The following is a 16,014-nucleotide window of genomic DNA, read 5'->3' on the forward strand; positions in this document are numbered from 1 at the left end:
GCGCGGCTGTCCGAAAAAGGGACGGCCGTGCGGTTAACCAGCCTTGGACACGACTGGGGGCGCCGGATCGGCTATAAGCCCTTCATGGCACAGTCTCTTTTTCGCCGGCCGTTGCTGCCGCTGCTCGCCCTTCCGTTGCTTTTCGCCCCCGCGCCGCTGCCGGCGCAGGCAGGCGGCGGACCCTATGTGGTGGCCGAATCGGGCCGCGCTTTCGGGCGGCTGCAGGACGCGGTCGACGCGATCGGCGAGGGTGGCGGCACGATCCGCATCGCGCCCGGCTATCACCGCGATTGCGCGGTCCAGACCGAGGGTCGCATCGCCTTCGTCGCGGTCGAACCCGGCCGGGCGATCTTCGACGGGGTGGCCTGCGAGGACAAGGCGGCGCTGGTGCTGCGCGGCGACGGCGCGAAGGTCGACGGCATCGTATTCCAGAATATCCGCGTGCCCGACGGCAACGGCGCGGGCATCCGGCTGGAGAAGAGCAACCTCGACATCGTCAACAGCCTGTTCCGCAACAGCGAAGAGGGCATTTTGACCGGCGACGATGAAGGGGCGGCTCTGACCATCGACCGCTCGACCTTCTCGCGCCTCGGCCGCTGCGACCGCGGTCTGAGCTGCGCGCACAGCGTCTATACCGGTGTCTATGGCCGCGTCACCGTCACCCGTTCGCGCTTCGAAAAGGGCAGCGGCGGCCATTATCTGAAAACGCGCGGCGTGCAGGTCGACATCAGCGACAACAGCTTCGACGATACGCAGGGCAAAGCGACCAACTATGCGATCGACCTGCCGTCGGGTTCGACCGGGCGGATCGCGAACAACCTGATCATCCAGGGCCGCGACAAGGAAAATCACTCGGCGCTGATCGCGGTTGCGGCCGAGGAACGCAAGAACCCGTCGCGCGGCCTGTCGATCACCGGCAACCGCGCCAGCGTGCCGGCCGAACTGTCGGGCAAGACGGTGTTCGTCGCCGACTGGAGCGGCGAAGCGCTGGCGATCGGGCCCAACGAATTGGGCGCGGGGCTGACGAAGTTCGAGAAGCGGTAAACCGATACCTCAATCCGTTCGTGTCGAGCGAAGTCGAGACACCCATCGGGATCGCGTAAGATCGAGGGGCATCTCGACTTCGCTCGATGCGAACGGAAAATAAAGGCTGTCTCTAAGCCTCGCCGCGCGTTTCGATCAGCGATGCGGCGAGCGCTTCGGCAGGGGTCTTGCCGCCCCACAGCACGAACTGGAACACCGGATAGAAGCGCTCGCACTCGTCGATCGCACTTTCGATCAGTGTCTCGGTCAGGTCGAGCGGCAGCGCGGCGTCGCTGCCGACGAGCATGCCGTGGCGGAACAGGATCGTACCGCTGTTCGACCACAGTTCGAAATGGCCAAGCCATAGCTGTTCGTTGATCATCGCGAGCGCTTCGTGCGCGACGGCACGCTTGTCCTCGACGACGCGGATATCGGGGAAGGCGAGAAGCTGGATGACGCCGTCGTCGGCACGCCACACCGCGCGCAGCTCATAGGCCGTCCAGCTACCCTGCGCCGTCGCGACGATCTCGTCCTCGCCGACCATTTCGTGCGGCCAGTCGTGCGCGGCGAAATAGGATGCCAGCATCTCCATCGGTGCCGCTTCCTGGCCGTCGTCATCGTCGTAAATATCGTCGCTCATCCCTGCGCCTTAGACGGAAAACGGCGGAGACGCGAGTCCGCGTCCCCACCGGATTGGGGGTAACATCTTTGGGTATCGACGTTGGTGGCGCGTCAGGCCTTGGGCTTGCGCGCTGCCGGTTTGGCGGCCGGCTTTGCCGCTTTCGGAGCGGCAGCGGGCTTCGCGGCGGCTTTTGGCGCTGCCGCAGGCTTCGATGCGCCTTCCAGCTTGTCGAGCCGCGCCTTCAGCGCTTCGGCTTCGGCACGGGCTTTCGCGGCCATTTCCTTCACCGCCTCGAATTCCTCGCGGCTGACGAAGTCCATGCGGCCGACAAATTCCTTCGCGCGTTCGCGCATCGCGGACTCTGCCTCGCGGCCGGCGCCGGCGACGGTTCCGGCGATGCCGTTCACCATCTTGGCGAGATCGTCGAAAAAGCGGTTTTCGCTCTGCATTTCAAATTCCTTCGTCGGGGAATGCCCCTTGCCGGCCTATATCTGGGTGCTCGCGGCGCGCGGGACAAGGGTCTCGGCGTCCGGATTGCGCTGGTCGATCTGGAAATTGAGGATCGCCGCGAAGCAAAGCCACGCCATATAGGGGACGAGCAGCCATGCTGCCGCCTTGCGGATCGGCGCGAAGGCGAAGGCGGTCGCGATCGTCACCATCAGGATGAAGATGATCAGGTACAGCGCGGTGGTCACCTGATGGGCGCCGAAGAAGAGCGGCGACCAGGCGAAGTTGGCGACGAGTTGGACGAAGAAGAGGATGAGCGCAAACCCGCGTCCCTTCGCGCCGCGCGCGTGCAGCACCATCGCGAGCGACAGGCCGAGGCAGATATAGAGGATCGGCCAGACAGTCGCGAAAACCCAGCCCTCTGGGGTGATCGGCGGCAGGTCGAGGGCGTCGAACCAGCGGTTGCCATAGCCGCTGTTCGAGAGCAGCCCCGACAGGCTGCCGATCAGCACGATCGCGGGCACGGTGACGAGCGCCCAGCGCAGATAGGACAGGCGCAGCTGCCCCGCAGTGGCGATTTCACTCATCGACGCGACCCCACCAATTTCTTGATTCCCAACGGATGAGGTGTCGCGGCTGGCGTGCCCAGCGTCAAGCCGCAGATTTTGTGGCCGCAATCAGGAATTCGACATTGCCCTCGGGTCCGGTGATCGGGCTTTCAACCAGATCGGCGACGCGCCAGCCTTCGCTTTCGAGCCAGCCGCGGACTGCAGCGCAGACGCGGGCATGGACGGCGGCATCGCGCACGACGCCCTTTTTGCCGACCTCGTGGCGTTCGGCCTCGAACTGCGGTTTGATCAGCGCGACGAGGCGGGCGCGGTCTTTCGCGAAGGACATCGGCACCGGAAGCACTTTCGACAGGGCGATGAAGCTGGCGTCGCAGACGATCAGGTCGACGGGTTCGGGGATATGCGCGGGCGTCAGGATGCGCGCGCTCGTTTGTTCGTGGACGACGACGCGCTCGTCCTGCCGCAATTTCCACGCGAGCTGGTTGGTACCCGAATCGACGGCATAGACGCGCGCCGCGCCGCGGCCGAGCAGCACGTCGGTAAAGCCGCCGGTCGACGATCCGACGTCGATCGCGATCGCGCCGGTTACGTCCCAGTTGAGGTGGCTCAGCGCATGGTCGAGCTTGATCCCGCCGCGCGACACCCACGGATGGTCGCGGCCCTTGACGCTGATCTCGGCATCATCGGCGACCTGTTGCCCCGCCTTGTCGATCTTGCGGTCGCCGACGAAGGCGAGCCCGGCGAGAATTAGTGCCTGCGCGCGCGTCCGGCTTTCGGCGAGGCCGCGGTCGACGAGCAACTGGTCGGCGCGCTGTTTCGCCATCAGCCGCCAGCCTTGTCGGTGAGCAGGCCGGGGGTGAGGATCTGCGGCAGAATTTCGGGTTTCGCCGCGCCGGGCGCGTACCAGAGATAGAGCGGCACGCTGTTGCGGCCGTGCTCGGCAAGCGTGCGGGTGATGACGGGATCGCCGTTCGTCCAGTCGCCGACGAGCGTGACGACGCCCTTGTCCTTGAAGACGTCCTGCACGGCCTCGCGGTTGATCGCGCCCGCCTCGTTCGCCTTGCACGACAGGCACCAGTCGGCGGTGAAATAGACGAAGACGGGTTTGCCGGTGGCTCGCGCCTTGGCGAGTGCGGCGGGGGAGAAGCTATTTGCCGAGGCCGCAGTTTGCGCGCCGCGATCCTGCCATCCGCCATCGATTTGCCGCCACAGCAGCACCGCGAGCGCGAGCGCGGTCAGCGCCATCGGCACCGCCATCCATTTGCGGAAACGGGCCATCCACGGACCGGGCTTGGGGAGGCGGTTGCGGAGTGCCGGGACGAAGCCGATGGCGAGGAAGGGGAGGGCAATGCCGAAACCGAGGCCGCCGAAGATCGGTAGCGCGGCCCATGCCGGCAGGACGAGCGTCGCGCCGAGTGCGGCGCCGAGCAACGGCCCGCTGCATGGGGTCGCGACAAAGGCGGCGAGGGCGCCGGTCCAGAAGCCGCCCGCCGCGCCGCCCTGCTCCACAAGCTTTTGACCGCCGCCGAACGACGGCAGCTCATAAACTCCGGCGAGATTGAGCGTGATAGCTATGGCCAGCAATAGCAGCACGAACACGCTGAGCGGATGCTGGAGCTGGAATGCCCAGCCGACCTGCTCGCCGGCGGCGCGCAGTCCGAGCAGGATGGCGCCGAGCAACAGCGCGGTGAGGGCGGCGCCTGCGGTATAGGCCAGCGCCTCCACCTTTGCCGCGCGCGCGTCGCCGCCCGAGCGCGCGAGGCTGAGCGCCTTGAGGCTGAGGATCGGGAAGACGCAGGGCATCAGGTTGAGGATCAACCCGCCGACGATCGCGCCGCCGAGCGCGGTCCAGAACAGTCCCATGTCGACCTCGTCCGACAGCCCGGCAATGGCTTCTCCGGCGGCGGGGACGGTGCCCGGTTCGAGTTCCAGCGACAGCCCGCGCCCGCTGCCAAGCTTTAGCAGCGCTGTGACCGGTCCGCCCGCCTCGCCCTTGGTGCGTGTTTCGACGATGATCTGGTCGCCGTTGCGGCTGAAATTTTGCGGGGCCGCATAGTCGACCAGATTGCGTGTCTCGACGAACAGATGCGGCGCGTCGATCGCCGTACTCGCGGGTAGGGGGATGGCAAAGCGCAGGGTGTCGCCGCGGCGTTCCCAGGTGCCATGGCGGTCGAGCGGCTGCGGGAGCAGCGCGCGCCATGCGTCGAAGCGCTCACGGTCGGAGGCAGCAACCTTGCCGTCGCCGGCCTTCAACGCGGCCGAGATCACCGCCTTTTCGGGGACGCACACCTTGTCGGTGCAGGCGAGCCAGTTGGCGATGCCCGACAGGGTAAGGTCGGTGCCGGGCGCGATGCTTTTGTCGATGTGCACGTCGGCGAGCAGCGCATAGGGGTGCTCGTAGACATGGTTCATCATGCCGAAGAGGATCAGCGCGTCGGGGACCGGATAGCGAAACGGTTCGACGGTGACGCCTTCAGGCGCATTCCATTCGACCTGCAGACCGAAACCGGCGTCGCCGCCGTTCGACCAATAGCCGTGCCAGGTCTTTTCGGGGACCATGGTCAGCGCCAGCGTCGTCGTACCGCCGGGGGCCGGCGCCGCCGATTCGGCCACCAGCTTTGGCGTGATATGCGTCGAGCGGGCGGCGGCGGGCGTAAATGCAAGCGCGGCAAGCGCCAGCAGCGCGAGCGCGCCGCGCCACGTCCTTGTCACAAATCCGTCTTGCCCGCGTTCCATGCTCAACCCGCGCCTGCCCGTAGTTCGAGGCTTGCCATATAGGCGGCTTTCGTCGAGAGGACAGCCCGCGCTGACACCCCGCAAATGGAGAAGCCGTCCGTGAAGCTCAAATATCTGACGACTGCGCTGGCAGCCGTGCTCTGTGTCGCGGGTCCCGGCACAGGCCTGGCGCAGGATGCAGCGCCGCCGGCGCAGAAGGTCACCGCAGCGACGCCGCCTCCCAAGTTAATAGTGATGATCTCGGTCGACCAGTTTTCGGCCGACCTGTTCGCGCAATATCGTGGCCATTTCACGGGCGGCCTGGCGCGGCTTGCGTCGGGCGTCGTCTTCCCGTCGGGCTATCAGGCGCACGGCGCGACCGAGACATGTCCCGGCCATTCGACGATCCTGACCGGCAACCATCCGGCGCACACCGGGATCATCGCGAACAATTATTTCGACCTGTCGGCGGCGCGCGAGGACAAGCGACTCTATTGCGCCGAGGACGAAAAGGTGCCGGGCACCAGTTCGGGCAGCGGCAAATATGCGCCGTCGGTCGATCATTTGCTCGTGCCGACGCTCGGCGATCTGATGAAGGCGCGTGATCCGAACGCGCAGGTGGTGTCGGTCGCCGGCAAGGATCGCGCCGCGATCATGATGGGCGGACGCAAGGCGGACGAGCTGCTTTGGCTCGCGCCGACGGGGCTCACCAGCTATCGCGGAACGCCGCTGTCGCCGACCGCGACGCAGGCGGGCGCGGCGATCGCCGCCGCGATCGCCCAGCCGCGCCAAGGCTTGCCGCTTCCCGCCGATTGTTCGGGTCAGGACGTAGCGATCCCGGTCGGTGACCGGGTCGTCGGCAACGGCCGCCTCGCCCGCGATGGCGGCGACTTCCGCCGCTTCATGGCGTCGCCCGAGGCCGATGGCGCCGTCCTTGCCGCCGGGGCAGCACTCCGTCAGGCGCGCAAGCTGGGCGAGGGAAGCACGACCGACCTCCTTATCCTCGGCCTGTCCGCGACCGACTATGTTGGCCATGGCTTCGGGACCGAGGGCACTGAAATGTGCCTGCAGATCATGGGCCTCGACCGCGAACTCGGCGATTTCTTTGCGCGGCTCGATGCGACGGGGATCGACTATGCCGTGGCGCTGACCGCAGATCATGGCGGGCACGATATTCCCGAGCGCAATCGCCAGAACGGCTGGCCCGCCGCCACGCGGGTCGATACCGCGATCAATCCCGATGCGATCGCCAAGGCGGTCGCCGAGAAGCTCGGGCTGCCAGAGCCGCTGCTCTACAGCGACGGACCGTTCGGCGACATGTATCTGGCGAAAATGCTGACCGTGGCGCAGCGCAAGGCGGCAATGGCCGAATTCATCGCGCGCTTCCGGGCCTTTCCGCAGGTCGAGGCGGTGGTGACGGGCGAGGAGCTTGCGGCACGGCCGATCTCGAAAGAAGCACCCGATAGCTGGAGCATGCTGGACAAGCTGCGCGCCTCCTATAATGCGCAGCGGTCGGGCGACTTCATCGTCGTGCTGAAGTCGCGCGTCACGCCGATCGCCGATATGAGCCGCGGTTATGTTGCGACGCACGGCTCGGTATGGGATTATGACCGGCGGGTGCCGATGCTGTTCTGGCGCAAGGGCCTTGCCGGTTTCGAGCAGAGCAACGCGGTGATGACGGTCGATATCCTGCCGACGCTGGCATCGCTGATCGGCCTGACGGTCGACGCGAGCAAGATCGATGGGCGCTGCCTCGACCTGATTTCGGGCCCCGAAAGCAGTTGCCGGTAGAGAAACATAAAAGAAAACGGACAAGAAGACAGGGACCATGACGAAAACATTGGGGAAATTTGCGGGGCGCATGCTGCTGGTCGGCTGCGGGAATATGGCGGGGGCCATGCTCGACCGCTGGCTCGCGGCGGGGCTCGATCCGGCGCAGGTCGCGATCGTCGATCCGTTTGCGGCGCCGCGCGAGGGAATCGCGCATTTCGCCTCGCTCGCCGACTGGTCGGCCGCCGAGGGTGCCGCCGAATGGGTGATGCTGGGCATGAAGCCGCAGCAGCTCGGCGAAGTGGCGGGCGATCTCGCGCCGGTCGTGCAGGGCGATACGCACCTGCTCTCGATCCTCGCTGGCGTCTCGCTTGCCGATCTGGCCGCGCGCTTTCCCGCCGCGAAGGCGCAGGTGCGCATCCTGCCCAACCTTGCCGCGCGCATCGGCGCGGGCGTGTCGGCGGTCGCCAGCCTGGGCGAGATCGACGAGGCGGCCGTCACATCGCTTCTCAAGCCGCTGGGCACGGTTGTCGCGCTTGCCGACGATTCGACGATGGACCTCGTCACGGCCTTTACCGGCAGCGGTCCTGCCTTCGTGTTTCGCCTGATCGAATCCTATGCCGCCGCGGGCGAGCGGCTGGGCCTGTCGGCCGACGATTCGCTGCGACTGGCGATCGCGACCTTCGGCGGCGCGACCGCGCTGCTCGAAAGCAGCGGTGAGAAGCCGGGCGCGCTCGCGGCGCAGGTCGCGAGCAAGGGCGGCACGACGCAGGCCGGGCTCGACGTGCTCGATGAGGGTGGGCAGCTTGTCGCGTTGATGACCAATGTGCTGCGCGCAGCGCGCGATCGCGGCCGCGAACTCGCCGACATCGCGCGCGGCGACGGCTGACCCTAACCGGGCTCCCGCCCCAGCGCCGCGATCCGGCTACGCTCGCGCGCCGGAACCAGCGCTTCGCTGACCTGCCAGAAGCCGGTCACGGCGGCCTGTCCGGCGTGGGTGTAGGCGCGGCTCATCGCGTCGCGAAGTAACACGAAGACCGATTTTTCGAGCGCGCGGCCTGCTTCGGTCAGGCGCAGTTCCTTTTGCCGTCGGTCGCGGTTGCCCGGACGCGTGACCAGCATCTCGCGCGCTTCGAGTTCCTTGACCACCCGGCCGAGCGACTGCTTGGTGATGCCGAGCAGGGTCAGAAGGTCGGTAATCGTCAGTCCCGGTTGGCGCGCGATGAAATAAAGCGCCCGGTAATGCGCCCGTCCAAGCTCGTTTTCGGCAAGGCGCGCGTCGATCGCGCGCCACAGCGCACCATGGGCGAAAAACAGATATTCGATACCCCGGCGCACCTCCTCCTCGCGCAAGAAAAGGGCAGAGGCGGCAGGAACTTGTGAAAGAAAATTTTCATCCGGCATAGTCGCTACCGTTGCGCGCGAGGCCGTGCTTTGGCAAGAGGCGCGCACCATTCAACCCCAGCCAACAGGTATTTACGCCATGCTCGCTCCCGCCTTCAACCGTCTGCCGCATCCCAACCCGACTGCGGACGATGTACGCGCGGCGGCGATCGCGGACCCGGCGTTCGGGCGCGTTTTCACCGATCACATGGTCTCAATCCGCTATTCGGACGACAAGGGCTGGCACGATGCGCAGGTGATGCCGCGCGGACCGCTGGCGATCGATCCCGCGACCGCGGTGCTCCATTATGCGCAGGAAATCTTTGAAGGGCTGAAGGCCTATCGGCTCGAAGACGGCTCGATGGCGCTGTTCCGCCCCGGAGCCAATGCCGCGCGTTTCAACGCCAGCGCGCGCCGGATGGCGATGGCCGAACTGCCCGAGGAGATGTTCATCGCCGCGGTAAAGGAAGCCGTCGCCGCCGACGCACACTGGTTCCCGCCGGTCGACGGCGGCGCGCTGTACCTGCGCCCCTTCATGTTCGCGAGCGAGGTGTTCCTCGGCGTCAAGCCGGCGTCGGAATATCAGTTCCTCGTCATCACCTCGCCGGTCGGCAATTATTTCAAGTCGGGGGCGCCGGCGATCTCGCTGTGGGTGTCGGAAGATTATACGCGCGCCGCCCCGGGCGGCACCGGCGCCGCGAAATGCGGCGGCAACTATGCCTCCAGCCTCATCGCGCAGCGCGAGGCGATCGCCAAGGGGCACGACCAGGTCGTTTTCCTCGACGCCGCCGAGCATCGCTGGATCGAGGAACTGGGTGGCATGAACATGTTCTTCGTCTTCGACGACGGCAGCATCGTGACGCCGCCGCTGACGGGTACGATCCTGCCCGGCATCACCCGCGACGCGATCATCACGCTGGCCCGCGATGCCGGCCTGACGGTGCGCGAAGAGCCCTATGCGATCGACCAGTGGCAGGCCGATGCGGAAAGCGGCCGCCTGACCGAAAGCTTTGCCTGCGGCACCGCGGCGGTGGTGACGCCGGTCGGCAAGGTGACGCGCGGCGAGACGAGCTTCACGATCGGCGCCGGCGGTCCGGGACAGGTTACCGAGATGCTCAAGAGCAAGCTCGTCGACATCCAGCGCGGCCGCGCCGAAGACCCGCACGGCTGGGTCACGCGGCTCTGACCCTTCGCTTGCCAAGCAGCCGTCAGGCGCTATAGACGCGCTCGCACCGGCCCGTTGGGGCGTCGCCAAGTGGTAAGGCAGCGGCTTTTGATGCCGCCATTCGCAGGTTCGAATCCTGCCGCCCCAGCCAGCCGGAACCTAGGAACCGGGCTCTGAATCCTTAAAATTCGGAGCCCGCGCAGCAACTTAGCACAAGATGGACAATCGGCGCCTCCGCGCCTCAGTTAGACTCGGTCCGCCTCGGATAGACCGGGTTTGACGGCTCTGTTGTCACGATTCTTGTCATGATTTGATTTGCGCCGGGAGCCGACGGAGTTCGGCATGGCAAAGACGATTGCATTCACGCCTGCGACGCTGGACGCGTTGAAAAATGGGCATTTATCAGATCCACTGACGCCCGGATTGATGATCGAGGTCTTGGAAGGCGGCAAGAAACGCTGGCGTTTTCGGCGCAAGATTGCCGGAAAACTTGTCATTATTTCGGTCTTCGGGGGTCGATATCCGGCGACGTCGATCGCTACGGCGCGGGAGTGGGCACGCCCGCTCAACGAGCAGGTGGAAGCCGGAATCGATCCTCGGGAGGCGCGCCGCGAGGCGGAGAAGCGGTCCGGAATGACGGTTGCCAAGGCACATGCCCTCTACATGATAGCGGTGGATGAAGGGCGATCTTCGCGCGCAAGGCGGCCGAACAAGCCGCGGACTATCAAGGACAAGCGCAAGATTTTCGCGTGCGACATCGAGCCGAAGCTCGGCAAGCGCTGCATCTACGACGTGACAGAGCGCGATCTCATCAAGCTCGTTCAGGCGAAAGGCAAGACTGCCAAGGTGCGCGCGAACCGCCTCGCGGCTGAACTGAAAGTGTTCTTCGGGTGGGCCGCTTCACTTCGAGGTCTGGAGGTCGGGCTTGAAAGCGATCCCTCGAAGCGGCTCAACGATCTTCGCTTTCCGGAGAAGTCTCGCACCAGGAAACTCAGTCTTTTGGAGATCGAGTGGTTTCTGAAAGCCTTGGTCGACGAAAAGCGGGAGTTCCAAAGAGGAATGCTGCTCTGGCTGCTGACTGCGGCGCGCATATCGGAGGTCGGCGGTGCGCGCTCGGACGAGGTCGTCGCGGGGGTCTGGACGATTCCGGTGTCGCGCTCCAAAAACTCTTCTGCCCACACAATCGCGCTCGGACCTTGGGGACGCTCGCTCATCGCGAGCGACGACGAGTGGGTCTTTCCCGCGCCGCGCAAGGGTGGGCCGCGAAACGAAAGCATCTGGTACAAGGCGCGCGACCGGGTGCTTGCGCGGATGGCGGTCATCGCCGGTCATCCTGTCGAACGCTTTACCCCGCATGACCTGCGGCGGACTGTCCGCAGCAATACAAAACGTCTCAAGGTCGATTTCGAGACGGCGGAAGCCATGTTGAATCATCTGCGTTCCGGAATGGAGCGCATCTACGATGGCTATGAGTATGAAGAAGAAAAGGCGGCTTGGTTTCTCAAATGGGAGCAGGAGATTGTGAGCATCGCGAAGCGGATCGGCGTTGCGGCGCAGCTTGGTGTTCCTGATGCTGTTGCGCCAAAGCCGGCGAGCTATTCCGTGCGGTTCAACCTACCAGAGAGCGCGCGAATCCAGCCACGCCTCGACATCGGACAACCGGAAGCGGGGGCAGTTCCGATGTTTGCTCCGTCCGCTACCAAGTTCATACTCTCTGGGGAATCCGTCCGGTCGTTGTTTCCGCAATCGGTCGATCTGGCGCCGCGAAAGCCGAGCCTTCAGAGCGAATTCATCCGCCGTAAGTAGGTCTGAGCCGTATGATGCGGTCACCTTGCTACTCGATAGAGCCTAAATCTTGAGGCGACATGGGAAGCGGGACGCGCCTTACAATCCGCCCTGCCCATCCATCTTGCAGGAGCGCAGACACGCGTTGAATCGGCTCTCTATGGGCAGGTCAAAGCTGGCCGCTTCGCGCCCGATGTCGGCCGTTCCGACCTCGATTGCCTGACGCCCGAAAGCAGCCTTCCATCCAGATGTAGGTGTCCGGATTGACGTGCTCCCCTGATTGTTACCAGTCAGAGGTAGAGTCCGGCTCCTTCATGATGGTTGATTGATGGGATGGCGGCGATCTCGGCGGGTGTTTGCCCGCCCAGTTTCGAGTGCGGCCTGACGTGATTATAATCGTATCGCCAAGCCATGAGCACGAAGCGGGCATGCGCCAGCGACGTGAACAGGGTCTCGTTGAGGCATTCGTCACGCAGGCGTCCGTTGAAGCTTTCAACGAAGCCGTTCTGCATCGGCTTCCCCGGCGCGATATAATGCCATTCGACCTGACGCTCCTGCGACCAGCGCAGGATCGCCGACGAGGTCAGTTCGGTGCCGTTGTCGCTGACGACCATGTGAGGCTTCCCCTGCAGGCCGATCAGCGTCGTCAGTTCCCGGGCAACGCGGATGCCCGACAGCGACGTATCGGCCACCAGCGCCAGACACTCCCGCGTAAAGTCATCGACGATGCACAGGATGCGGAACCGCCGACCGCACACCAGGCTGTCCGATACGAAGTCGAGCGACCAGCGCTGGTTCGGACCCTGCGGCAGTGCCATCGGCGCCCGCGTGCCCAAGGCCCGCTTGCGGCCACCACGGCGGCGGACCCGCAGTCCCTCTTCGCGATAGATACGCAGCAGCTTCTTGTGGTTCGGGCGCATGCCCTCCCGCGCCAGAAGATACCCCAGACGACGATAGCCGAACCGGCGGCGCTCGGCCGCCAGCTCGCGCAGGCGTTGCCGCAGAGCACCGTCATCCGGCCTCGTCGGCTCATATCTGATCACCCGGCGGCTCACGCCGACCAGGCTGCACGCCCGACGCTCGCTCAGCCCGTGATGGTCACGAGCATATGCGACGGCTTCCCGCTTGGCGCCGGGCGTCACCATTTTTTTGATGTCAGATCCTTCAGCACCGCATTGTCCAGCATCGCCTCGGCCAGAAGCTTCTTCAGCTTCGCATTCTCGTCCTCAAGCGCCCGAAGCCGCCGCGCCTCCGACACGTCCAGACCCCCGAACTTGGCCTTATACTTGTAGAAGGTCGCCGAGCTGATCCCGTGCCGGCGGCATACATCCGCCGTCGGCATCCCCGCCTCATGCTCCTTCAATATCGCGATGATCTGCTCTTCGCTGAACCTGCTTCGCTTCATTACGTCCGACTCCTTCGCGTCGGACTCTACTCAAAATCGGTCACATTTCAGGGGAGCACGTCAACCCCCACGACGTGAAGCGGATCGTGCGAGCCTTCAATCGTGGCGTGATCGATGCCGTCCGCGATCCGGAGGCGGCTGTGGCAGCGGCGATGCGCCGCGATTCGAGTCTGCGCCGCGAAGTGGAGTTATCGCGCCTTACCGAAACGCTGCGCCACGAAATGAACCATGCCGAACGCGCTGCGCTGGGTATCGGCGACGCCAGCGACGCGCGCCTGTCGCGTGCGATCGCCGCGATGGTCGAAACCAAATCTCTCCCGCGAACCCCGGCAACGCGCAGTATCTTCACCCGCGCATTCCTGCCGCCCAAGAATGCGCGGTTAAGTTAGGAGGGTCAGCGAGCGGCCACTCTATGACGCATGTAGACGATGGATCGGCCGGAAGCCGCTTAGAGGGCGCTCCGTGAAAATCATGCTGCTGGGCCCCATTGAACGCGGGCCGATCTAGCTTGCATTCGTGCCATCGCCATCGCCGATGACGCATGCTCGACGTCGATCCGATAGTTGTCGCATAGCAGAACTCGGCGTGGCCGCGTGCGCCGAGGTATAACGCGACGCCGGATCCGACGGCGATGTACGGGGCGGACCGCCTGGCTCGCAGCATCATCGCCGCCCGACCGGGCATGGCGGGTCGAAGCGGCCGATCGGTCTCTTTCGACAAGATTTGCACGACCGGCGCTGTATCGGACGCCCGCGCGGAACCCGATCGGAACCGGCACGGAAAGGGCGGCGGCTGGGACCAGCAACCGCCGCCCTGATCGCTGCCGCCCGTGGGGGTTAGGAGACTTTGCGGCATCGATGTTCCGATGCGGAGAGGATCGTCCGATATAGTTAACGAAATATTGATTTCAGGGCCGCTTTGCGACGAGTTGCCGCGCGGGGCGCTATGAAGACAACAACCGATCGGGAAATTGCTCGCGATAATGCTGTATGCGCGTCGTGCGCAGGCCGGGTACGCCGATCCGGTCGAACAGACGCTGCCAATTCGCGAGTTCCTCCCGGCTCATTCGATAACGGGCGCACGCTTCTTCGGAGGTAATCAACCCGCCTTCGATGGCGGCGACGACCTGTGCCTTGCGCCGGCTGACCCAGCGCGTCGTTTCCGGCGGTGGAAGATTATCCAATGTCAATTCTTCGCCGTGCGGGCCGATCACCGCCGCCGGCCGTATTTTCTGGTTTTCGAGCACTTCGATTCTCCGTCGCGCGGCTTCTGCCGCAGTGTGCCCCCCGGCTCTGTGCAACGGAAAATCACTCGCGAAATCGCGTAAACAAAGCTTCGGCAAACATTGTTAATTGCGACGAACCGTTAGGCGCTTTTGCCCGGCGTCACCTCCCGCCCGCCACGTCGATGCCGCCCGACATCCCACCCGGCGGTCATCGCTTTCAGCGCACAAACTGCTCAGGCAAAACCACGAACACTCTCAAATTCTGATAGGGTAGCCGCTGTCGGCCAACTCCCGCGGTGCGCGGCTTGGCGCAACTTCCAATACCCGCAATTGGTCGATTGCGCCTCATCCGACAGATCGCCTATGGCCACTGGCAGCGAACGAAAAGGGGAAACAATGGCCGCGTCATTTTCAGTGGACGAGCGACGCGAGCATTTTGCTTATTGCGTCCAACTGTTTGGCGGCACCACGGCATTCTCGCGGCGCCTTGGCATAGACGAGCGGGCCGTCCGCCGTTTCATTAATGGCGAGCGGCCTCTCGGTGATGGGCTTTTGGAAGACACCGTAAAGGCACTGCGCCTGCTCATTGCTGAAGCAACCACGGCCGAAGCTCAGATCGCGACCACATTGCGCTTTCCGCCCACCGATCCATCGTAGCGGCTCGGCGACGGCGACGTCCGCTTCCGAAATTTCCTGCCTGAAACTTGCCTGACTGCAACCGGCCAGCGTTTCACTCCTCGCGGAAAAATTCGACGTGGAAGCGAACTGATCCGACGGGTTCGACGCAATGAATAATTGTCGGCTCGACAATGCCAGCGTCACCGCCGGCGGACAGGATCGATACCCGACGCGGCCGGCGCGGGTCGCTCACTATATAGCGCAGTAGGCCTTCCTCGACGCGGATCAGGCCCCAAGTGCCGGCTTTCGTCGCATGATCCCCGAGCAGGCCCGCGGGAATGGTCGCTTCGGTAAAGCTTGGGGTGCGTTTATAGGGCTTGACGTCGCGCGGCAGTTCCGTGGTCATGACGTCGCCGATCGCTCGCGGTGAAATTGGACCCCGAGTTGCAGGCTTTCGGCGATGCGATCTGCCTTGACCTGGAGCGTTGCAGCGACATCGGGGGCGAGCAGCTCGTCGGTTGTACGCCGCCAGATACTCAGCCAGCGCTCGAAATTCTGCGATGTCATGTGCTCTGCGTGCCGGACATGCGCGACCATCGGCTGTCCCTTGTAGCGCCCGCTCGTGAACATGATCGAATGCCAGAAATCCTGAAGCTTGCGAAGATGATCAGGCCAGTCCGTGATGGCTCCGTCGAAAATCGGACCCAAGATCGTATCGGCGCGCACCCGACTATAGAATTCCGGAATGAGGTGATTAATATCCTGTTCCGAGAGCTTTTCATCCGACATCAAAGTTCTCCTATGCGGCAGCGGTATCTTCATATGCCTGCGCCTCCGCCGCTATGAGAATGTCGGCGAGCATCCAATAGGCTTCGCCCCACGCCGCCAGGACTTCGTCGGTCGCCACCTCGTCACCCAGCACCTCGCGGATAGCAGGGAGAAGCGCCTCGGCGACATGGGGATAATGATCCGGTTTGACCCCGGTTTCTAGGTGACGCGCCACCATGCGCGAGACGGCGGGACCAAGATTGGGCAGCTTGTCGATGTTGCGCGCATAAGCAATGATCGCTCCGGCCAGCCGCTTGGGCTGCTCGCCGCTGTCCTGGGCGGCGCGATCGAACATTGCTTCAATGTCGCGGTTTTGGAACAGGCGGGCGTACATCGCCGTCGTGATTGCAAGCCCGTGCTTTTCCAGCGCCGGGGCCGTCGATTTGACGATGACCATGGCTTCGGCGGATGCAGTGCGCATTGTGTAATCCTTTTTTGGGGAGGCGAGGGAGCGGCCGG

At 64.5% G+C, this 16,014-nt stretch carries 18 protein-coding genes and 1 tRNA gene; 8 read left to right on the plus strand and 11 right to left on the minus strand.

Going from position 1 to position 16,014, the window contains the following annotated elements; all coding sequences use genetic code 11:
* Positions 1–84: 84 nt before the first annotated feature.
* Positions 85–1,044, plus strand: a complete 960-nt coding sequence (locus AN936_RS06110) for a right-handed parallel beta-helix repeat-containing protein (protein WP_054587355.1) — start codon at positions 85–87, stop codon at positions 1,042–1,044.
* Positions 1,045–1,156: 112 nt separating this feature from the next.
* Here AN936_RS06110 and AN936_RS06115 read toward each other — a convergent pair whose 3' ends face one another.
* The 5 genes from AN936_RS06115 to AN936_RS06135 form a co-directional block, all read right to left on the minus strand.
* Positions 1,157–1,663, minus strand: coding sequence for a YbjN domain-containing protein (locus tag AN936_RS06115; RefSeq protein WP_054587356.1), 507 nt, complete (start codon positions 1,661–1,663; stop codon positions 1,157–1,159).
* Positions 1,664–1,755: 92 nt separating this feature from the next.
* Positions 1,756–2,094 carry an accessory factor UbiK family protein gene (locus AN936_RS06120; protein WP_054587357.1) on the minus strand — a complete coding sequence of 113 codons (339 nt, stop codon included), beginning with the start codon at positions 2,092–2,094 and terminating at the stop codon, positions 1,756–1,758.
* A gap of 36 nt (positions 2,095–2,130) precedes the next feature.
* Positions 2,131–2,679: a TspO/MBR family protein gene (locus AN936_RS06125; protein WP_054587358.1), complete on the minus strand. Its 549-nt coding sequence runs from the start codon at positions 2,677–2,679 to the stop codon at positions 2,131–2,133.
* 64 nt (positions 2,680–2,743) lie between these two features.
* Positions 2,744–3,484, minus strand: coding sequence for a TlyA family RNA methyltransferase (locus AN936_RS06130; RefSeq protein WP_054587359.1), 741 nt, complete (start codon positions 3,482–3,484; stop codon positions 2,744–2,746).
* Positions 3,484–5,397 carry a protein-disulfide reductase DsbD family protein gene (locus AN936_RS06135; protein WP_054587360.1) on the minus strand — a complete coding sequence of 638 codons (1,914 nt, stop codon included), beginning with the start codon at positions 5,395–5,397 and terminating at the stop codon, positions 3,484–3,486. Before AN936_RS06135 ends, AN936_RS06130 begins: the two co-directional genes overlap by 1 nt.
* An 84-nt stretch (positions 5,398–5,481) precedes the next feature.
* Here AN936_RS06135 and AN936_RS06140 point away from each other — a divergent pair, with 84 nt between their 5' ends.
* Positions 5,482–7,167: an alkaline phosphatase family protein gene (locus tag AN936_RS06140; RefSeq protein WP_054587361.1), complete on the plus strand. Its 1,686-nt coding sequence runs from the start codon at positions 5,482–5,484 to the stop codon at positions 7,165–7,167.
* Positions 7,168–7,204: 37 nt separating this feature from the next.
* Complete coding sequence (gene proC / locus AN936_RS06145; protein ID WP_054587362.1) at positions 7,205–8,035, plus strand: pyrroline-5-carboxylate reductase; 831 nt, start codon at positions 7,205–7,207, stop codon at positions 8,033–8,035.
* A 2-nt stretch (positions 8,036–8,037) separates the two neighbouring features.
* Here the strand turns inward: proC and AN936_RS06150 are convergent, their stop codons facing one another.
* Complete coding sequence (locus tag AN936_RS06150) at positions 8,038–8,550, minus strand: MarR family winged helix-turn-helix transcriptional regulator (RefSeq protein WP_054587363.1); 513 nt, start codon at positions 8,548–8,550, stop codon at positions 8,038–8,040.
* Positions 8,551–8,629: 79 nt separating this feature from the next.
* Between AN936_RS06150 and AN936_RS06155 the strand changes: the two genes are divergently transcribed.
* From AN936_RS06155 to AN936_RS06165, 3 genes are all read left to right on the plus strand, one after another.
* Entirely contained in the window at positions 8,630–9,715 is a 1,086-nt protein-coding gene (locus tag AN936_RS06155) for a branched-chain amino acid aminotransferase (protein WP_054587364.1), read from the plus strand.
* A gap of 55 nt (positions 9,716–9,770) precedes the next feature.
* Positions 9,771–9,845 (plus strand) — tRNA-Gln (locus tag AN936_RS06160).
* 191 nt (positions 9,846–10,036) lie between these two features.
* A complete protein-coding gene (locus tag AN936_RS06165; protein WP_084758212.1) occupies positions 10,037–11,500 on the plus strand; it encodes a tyrosine-type recombinase/integrase in 1,464 nt (487 codons plus the stop codon).
* 269 nt (positions 11,501–11,769) lie between these two features.
* Here the strand turns inward: AN936_RS06165 and AN936_RS06170 are convergent.
* Positions 11,770–12,884 (minus strand): IS3 family transposase gene (locus AN936_RS06170; protein ID WP_149037603.1). Its coding sequence is split into 2 segments (ribosomal slippage): positions 11,770–12,632 and positions 12,632–12,884, totalling 1,116 coding nucleotides; the frame shifts between segments, so codons are not numbered across the junction.
* A gap of 74 nt (positions 12,885–12,958) precedes the next feature.
* Between AN936_RS06170 and AN936_RS06180 the strand changes: the two genes are divergently transcribed.
* Positions 12,959–13,273 (plus strand): hypothetical protein, encoded by a 315-nt coding sequence (locus tag AN936_RS06180; protein ID WP_054587367.1) that lies wholly within the window; start codon positions 12,959–12,961, stop codon positions 13,271–13,273.
* A 554-nt stretch (positions 13,274–13,827) separates the two neighbouring features.
* On the opposite strand, the gene AN936_RS06185 is transcribed toward AN936_RS06180, so the two are convergent.
* Complete coding sequence (locus tag AN936_RS06185; protein ID WP_054587368.1) at positions 13,828–14,130, minus strand: DUF1153 domain-containing protein; 303 nt, start codon at positions 14,128–14,130, stop codon at positions 13,828–13,830.
* 375 nt (positions 14,131–14,505) lie between these two features.
* Here AN936_RS06185 and AN936_RS06190 point away from each other — a divergent pair, with 375 nt between their 5' ends.
* A complete protein-coding gene (locus AN936_RS06190; protein ID WP_054587369.1) occupies positions 14,506–14,766 on the plus strand; it encodes a hypothetical protein in 261 nt (86 codons plus the stop codon).
* Positions 14,767–14,839: 73 nt separating this feature from the next.
* Here AN936_RS06190 and AN936_RS06195 read toward each other — a convergent pair whose 3' ends face one another.
* Genes AN936_RS06195 through AN936_RS06205 form a run of 3 tightly spaced genes read right to left on the minus strand, consistent with a single transcriptional unit; the run spans position 14,840 to position 15,976 of the window.
* The gene (locus AN936_RS06195; protein ID WP_054587370.1) at positions 14,840–15,133 is read right to left on the minus strand and encodes a DUF1971 domain-containing protein; all 294 of its coding nucleotides are present in this window, start codon (positions 15,131–15,133) and stop codon (positions 14,840–14,842) included.
* Complete coding sequence (locus AN936_RS06200; protein ID WP_054587371.1) at positions 15,130–15,516, minus strand: group III truncated hemoglobin; 387 nt, start codon at positions 15,514–15,516, stop codon at positions 15,130–15,132. The genes AN936_RS06195 and AN936_RS06200 overlap by 4 nt, the downstream gene beginning before the upstream one ends.
* A gap of 10 nt (positions 15,517–15,526) precedes the next feature.
* On the minus strand, positions 15,527–15,976 hold the full coding sequence (locus AN936_RS06205; RefSeq protein WP_054587372.1) for a globin domain-containing protein: 450 nt from the start codon (positions 15,974–15,976) through the stop codon (positions 15,527–15,529).
* Between the last annotated feature and the right edge of the window lie 38 nt (positions 15,977–16,014).

The organism is Sphingopyxis macrogoltabida (genome assembly GCF_001307295.1).
In the GTDB taxonomy this organism is placed as follows: domain Bacteria; phylum Pseudomonadota; class Alphaproteobacteria; order Sphingomonadales; family Sphingomonadaceae; genus Sphingopyxis; species Sphingopyxis macrogoltabida_B.

Coding starts and splice junctions, on each gene's coding strand:
- AN936_RS06110 (WP_054587355.1), top strand. CDS start 85: ATGGCACAGTCTCTTTTTCGCCGGCCGTTGCTGCCGCTGCTCGCCCTT.
- AN936_RS06115 (WP_054587356.1), bottom strand. CDS start 1,663: ATGAGCGACGATATTTACGACGATGACGACGGCCAGGAAGCGGCACCG.
- AN936_RS06120 (WP_054587357.1), bottom strand. CDS start 2,094: ATGCAGAGCGAAAACCGCTTTTTCGACGATCTCGCCAAGATGGTGAAC.
- AN936_RS06125 (WP_054587358.1), bottom strand. CDS start 2,679: ATGAGTGAAATCGCCACTGCGGGGCAGCTGCGCCTGTCCTATCTGCGC.
- AN936_RS06130 (WP_054587359.1), bottom strand. CDS start 3,484: ATGGCGAAACAGCGCGCCGACCAGTTGCTCGTCGACCGCGGCCTCGCC.
- AN936_RS06135 (WP_054587360.1), bottom strand. CDS start 5,397: ATGGAACGCGGGCAAGACGGATTTGTGACAAGGACGTGGCGCGGCGCG.
- AN936_RS06140 (WP_054587361.1), top strand. CDS start 5,482: ATGGAGAAGCCGTCCGTGAAGCTCAAATATCTGACGACTGCGCTGGCA.
- proC (WP_054587362.1), top strand. CDS start 7,205: ATGACGAAAACATTGGGGAAATTTGCGGGGCGCATGCTGCTGGTCGGC.
- AN936_RS06150 (WP_054587363.1), bottom strand. CDS start 8,550: ATGCCGGATGAAAATTTTCTTTCACAAGTTCCTGCCGCCTCTGCCCTT.
- AN936_RS06155 (WP_054587364.1), top strand. CDS start 8,630: ATGCTCGCTCCCGCCTTCAACCGTCTGCCGCATCCCAACCCGACTGCG.
- AN936_RS06165 (WP_084758212.1), top strand. CDS start 10,037: ATGGCAAAGACGATTGCATTCACGCCTGCGACGCTGGACGCGTTGAAA.
- AN936_RS06190 (WP_054587369.1), top strand. CDS start 14,506: ATGGCCGCGTCATTTTCAGTGGACGAGCGACGCGAGCATTTTGCTTAT.
- AN936_RS06195 (WP_054587370.1), bottom strand. CDS start 15,133: ATGACCACGGAACTGCCGCGCGACGTCAAGCCCTATAAACGCACCCCA.
- AN936_RS06200 (WP_054587371.1), bottom strand. CDS start 15,516: ATGTCGGATGAAAAGCTCTCGGAACAGGATATTAATCACCTCATTCCG.
- AN936_RS06205 (WP_054587372.1), bottom strand. CDS start 15,976: ATGCGCACTGCATCCGCCGAAGCCATGGTCATCGTCAAATCGACGGCC.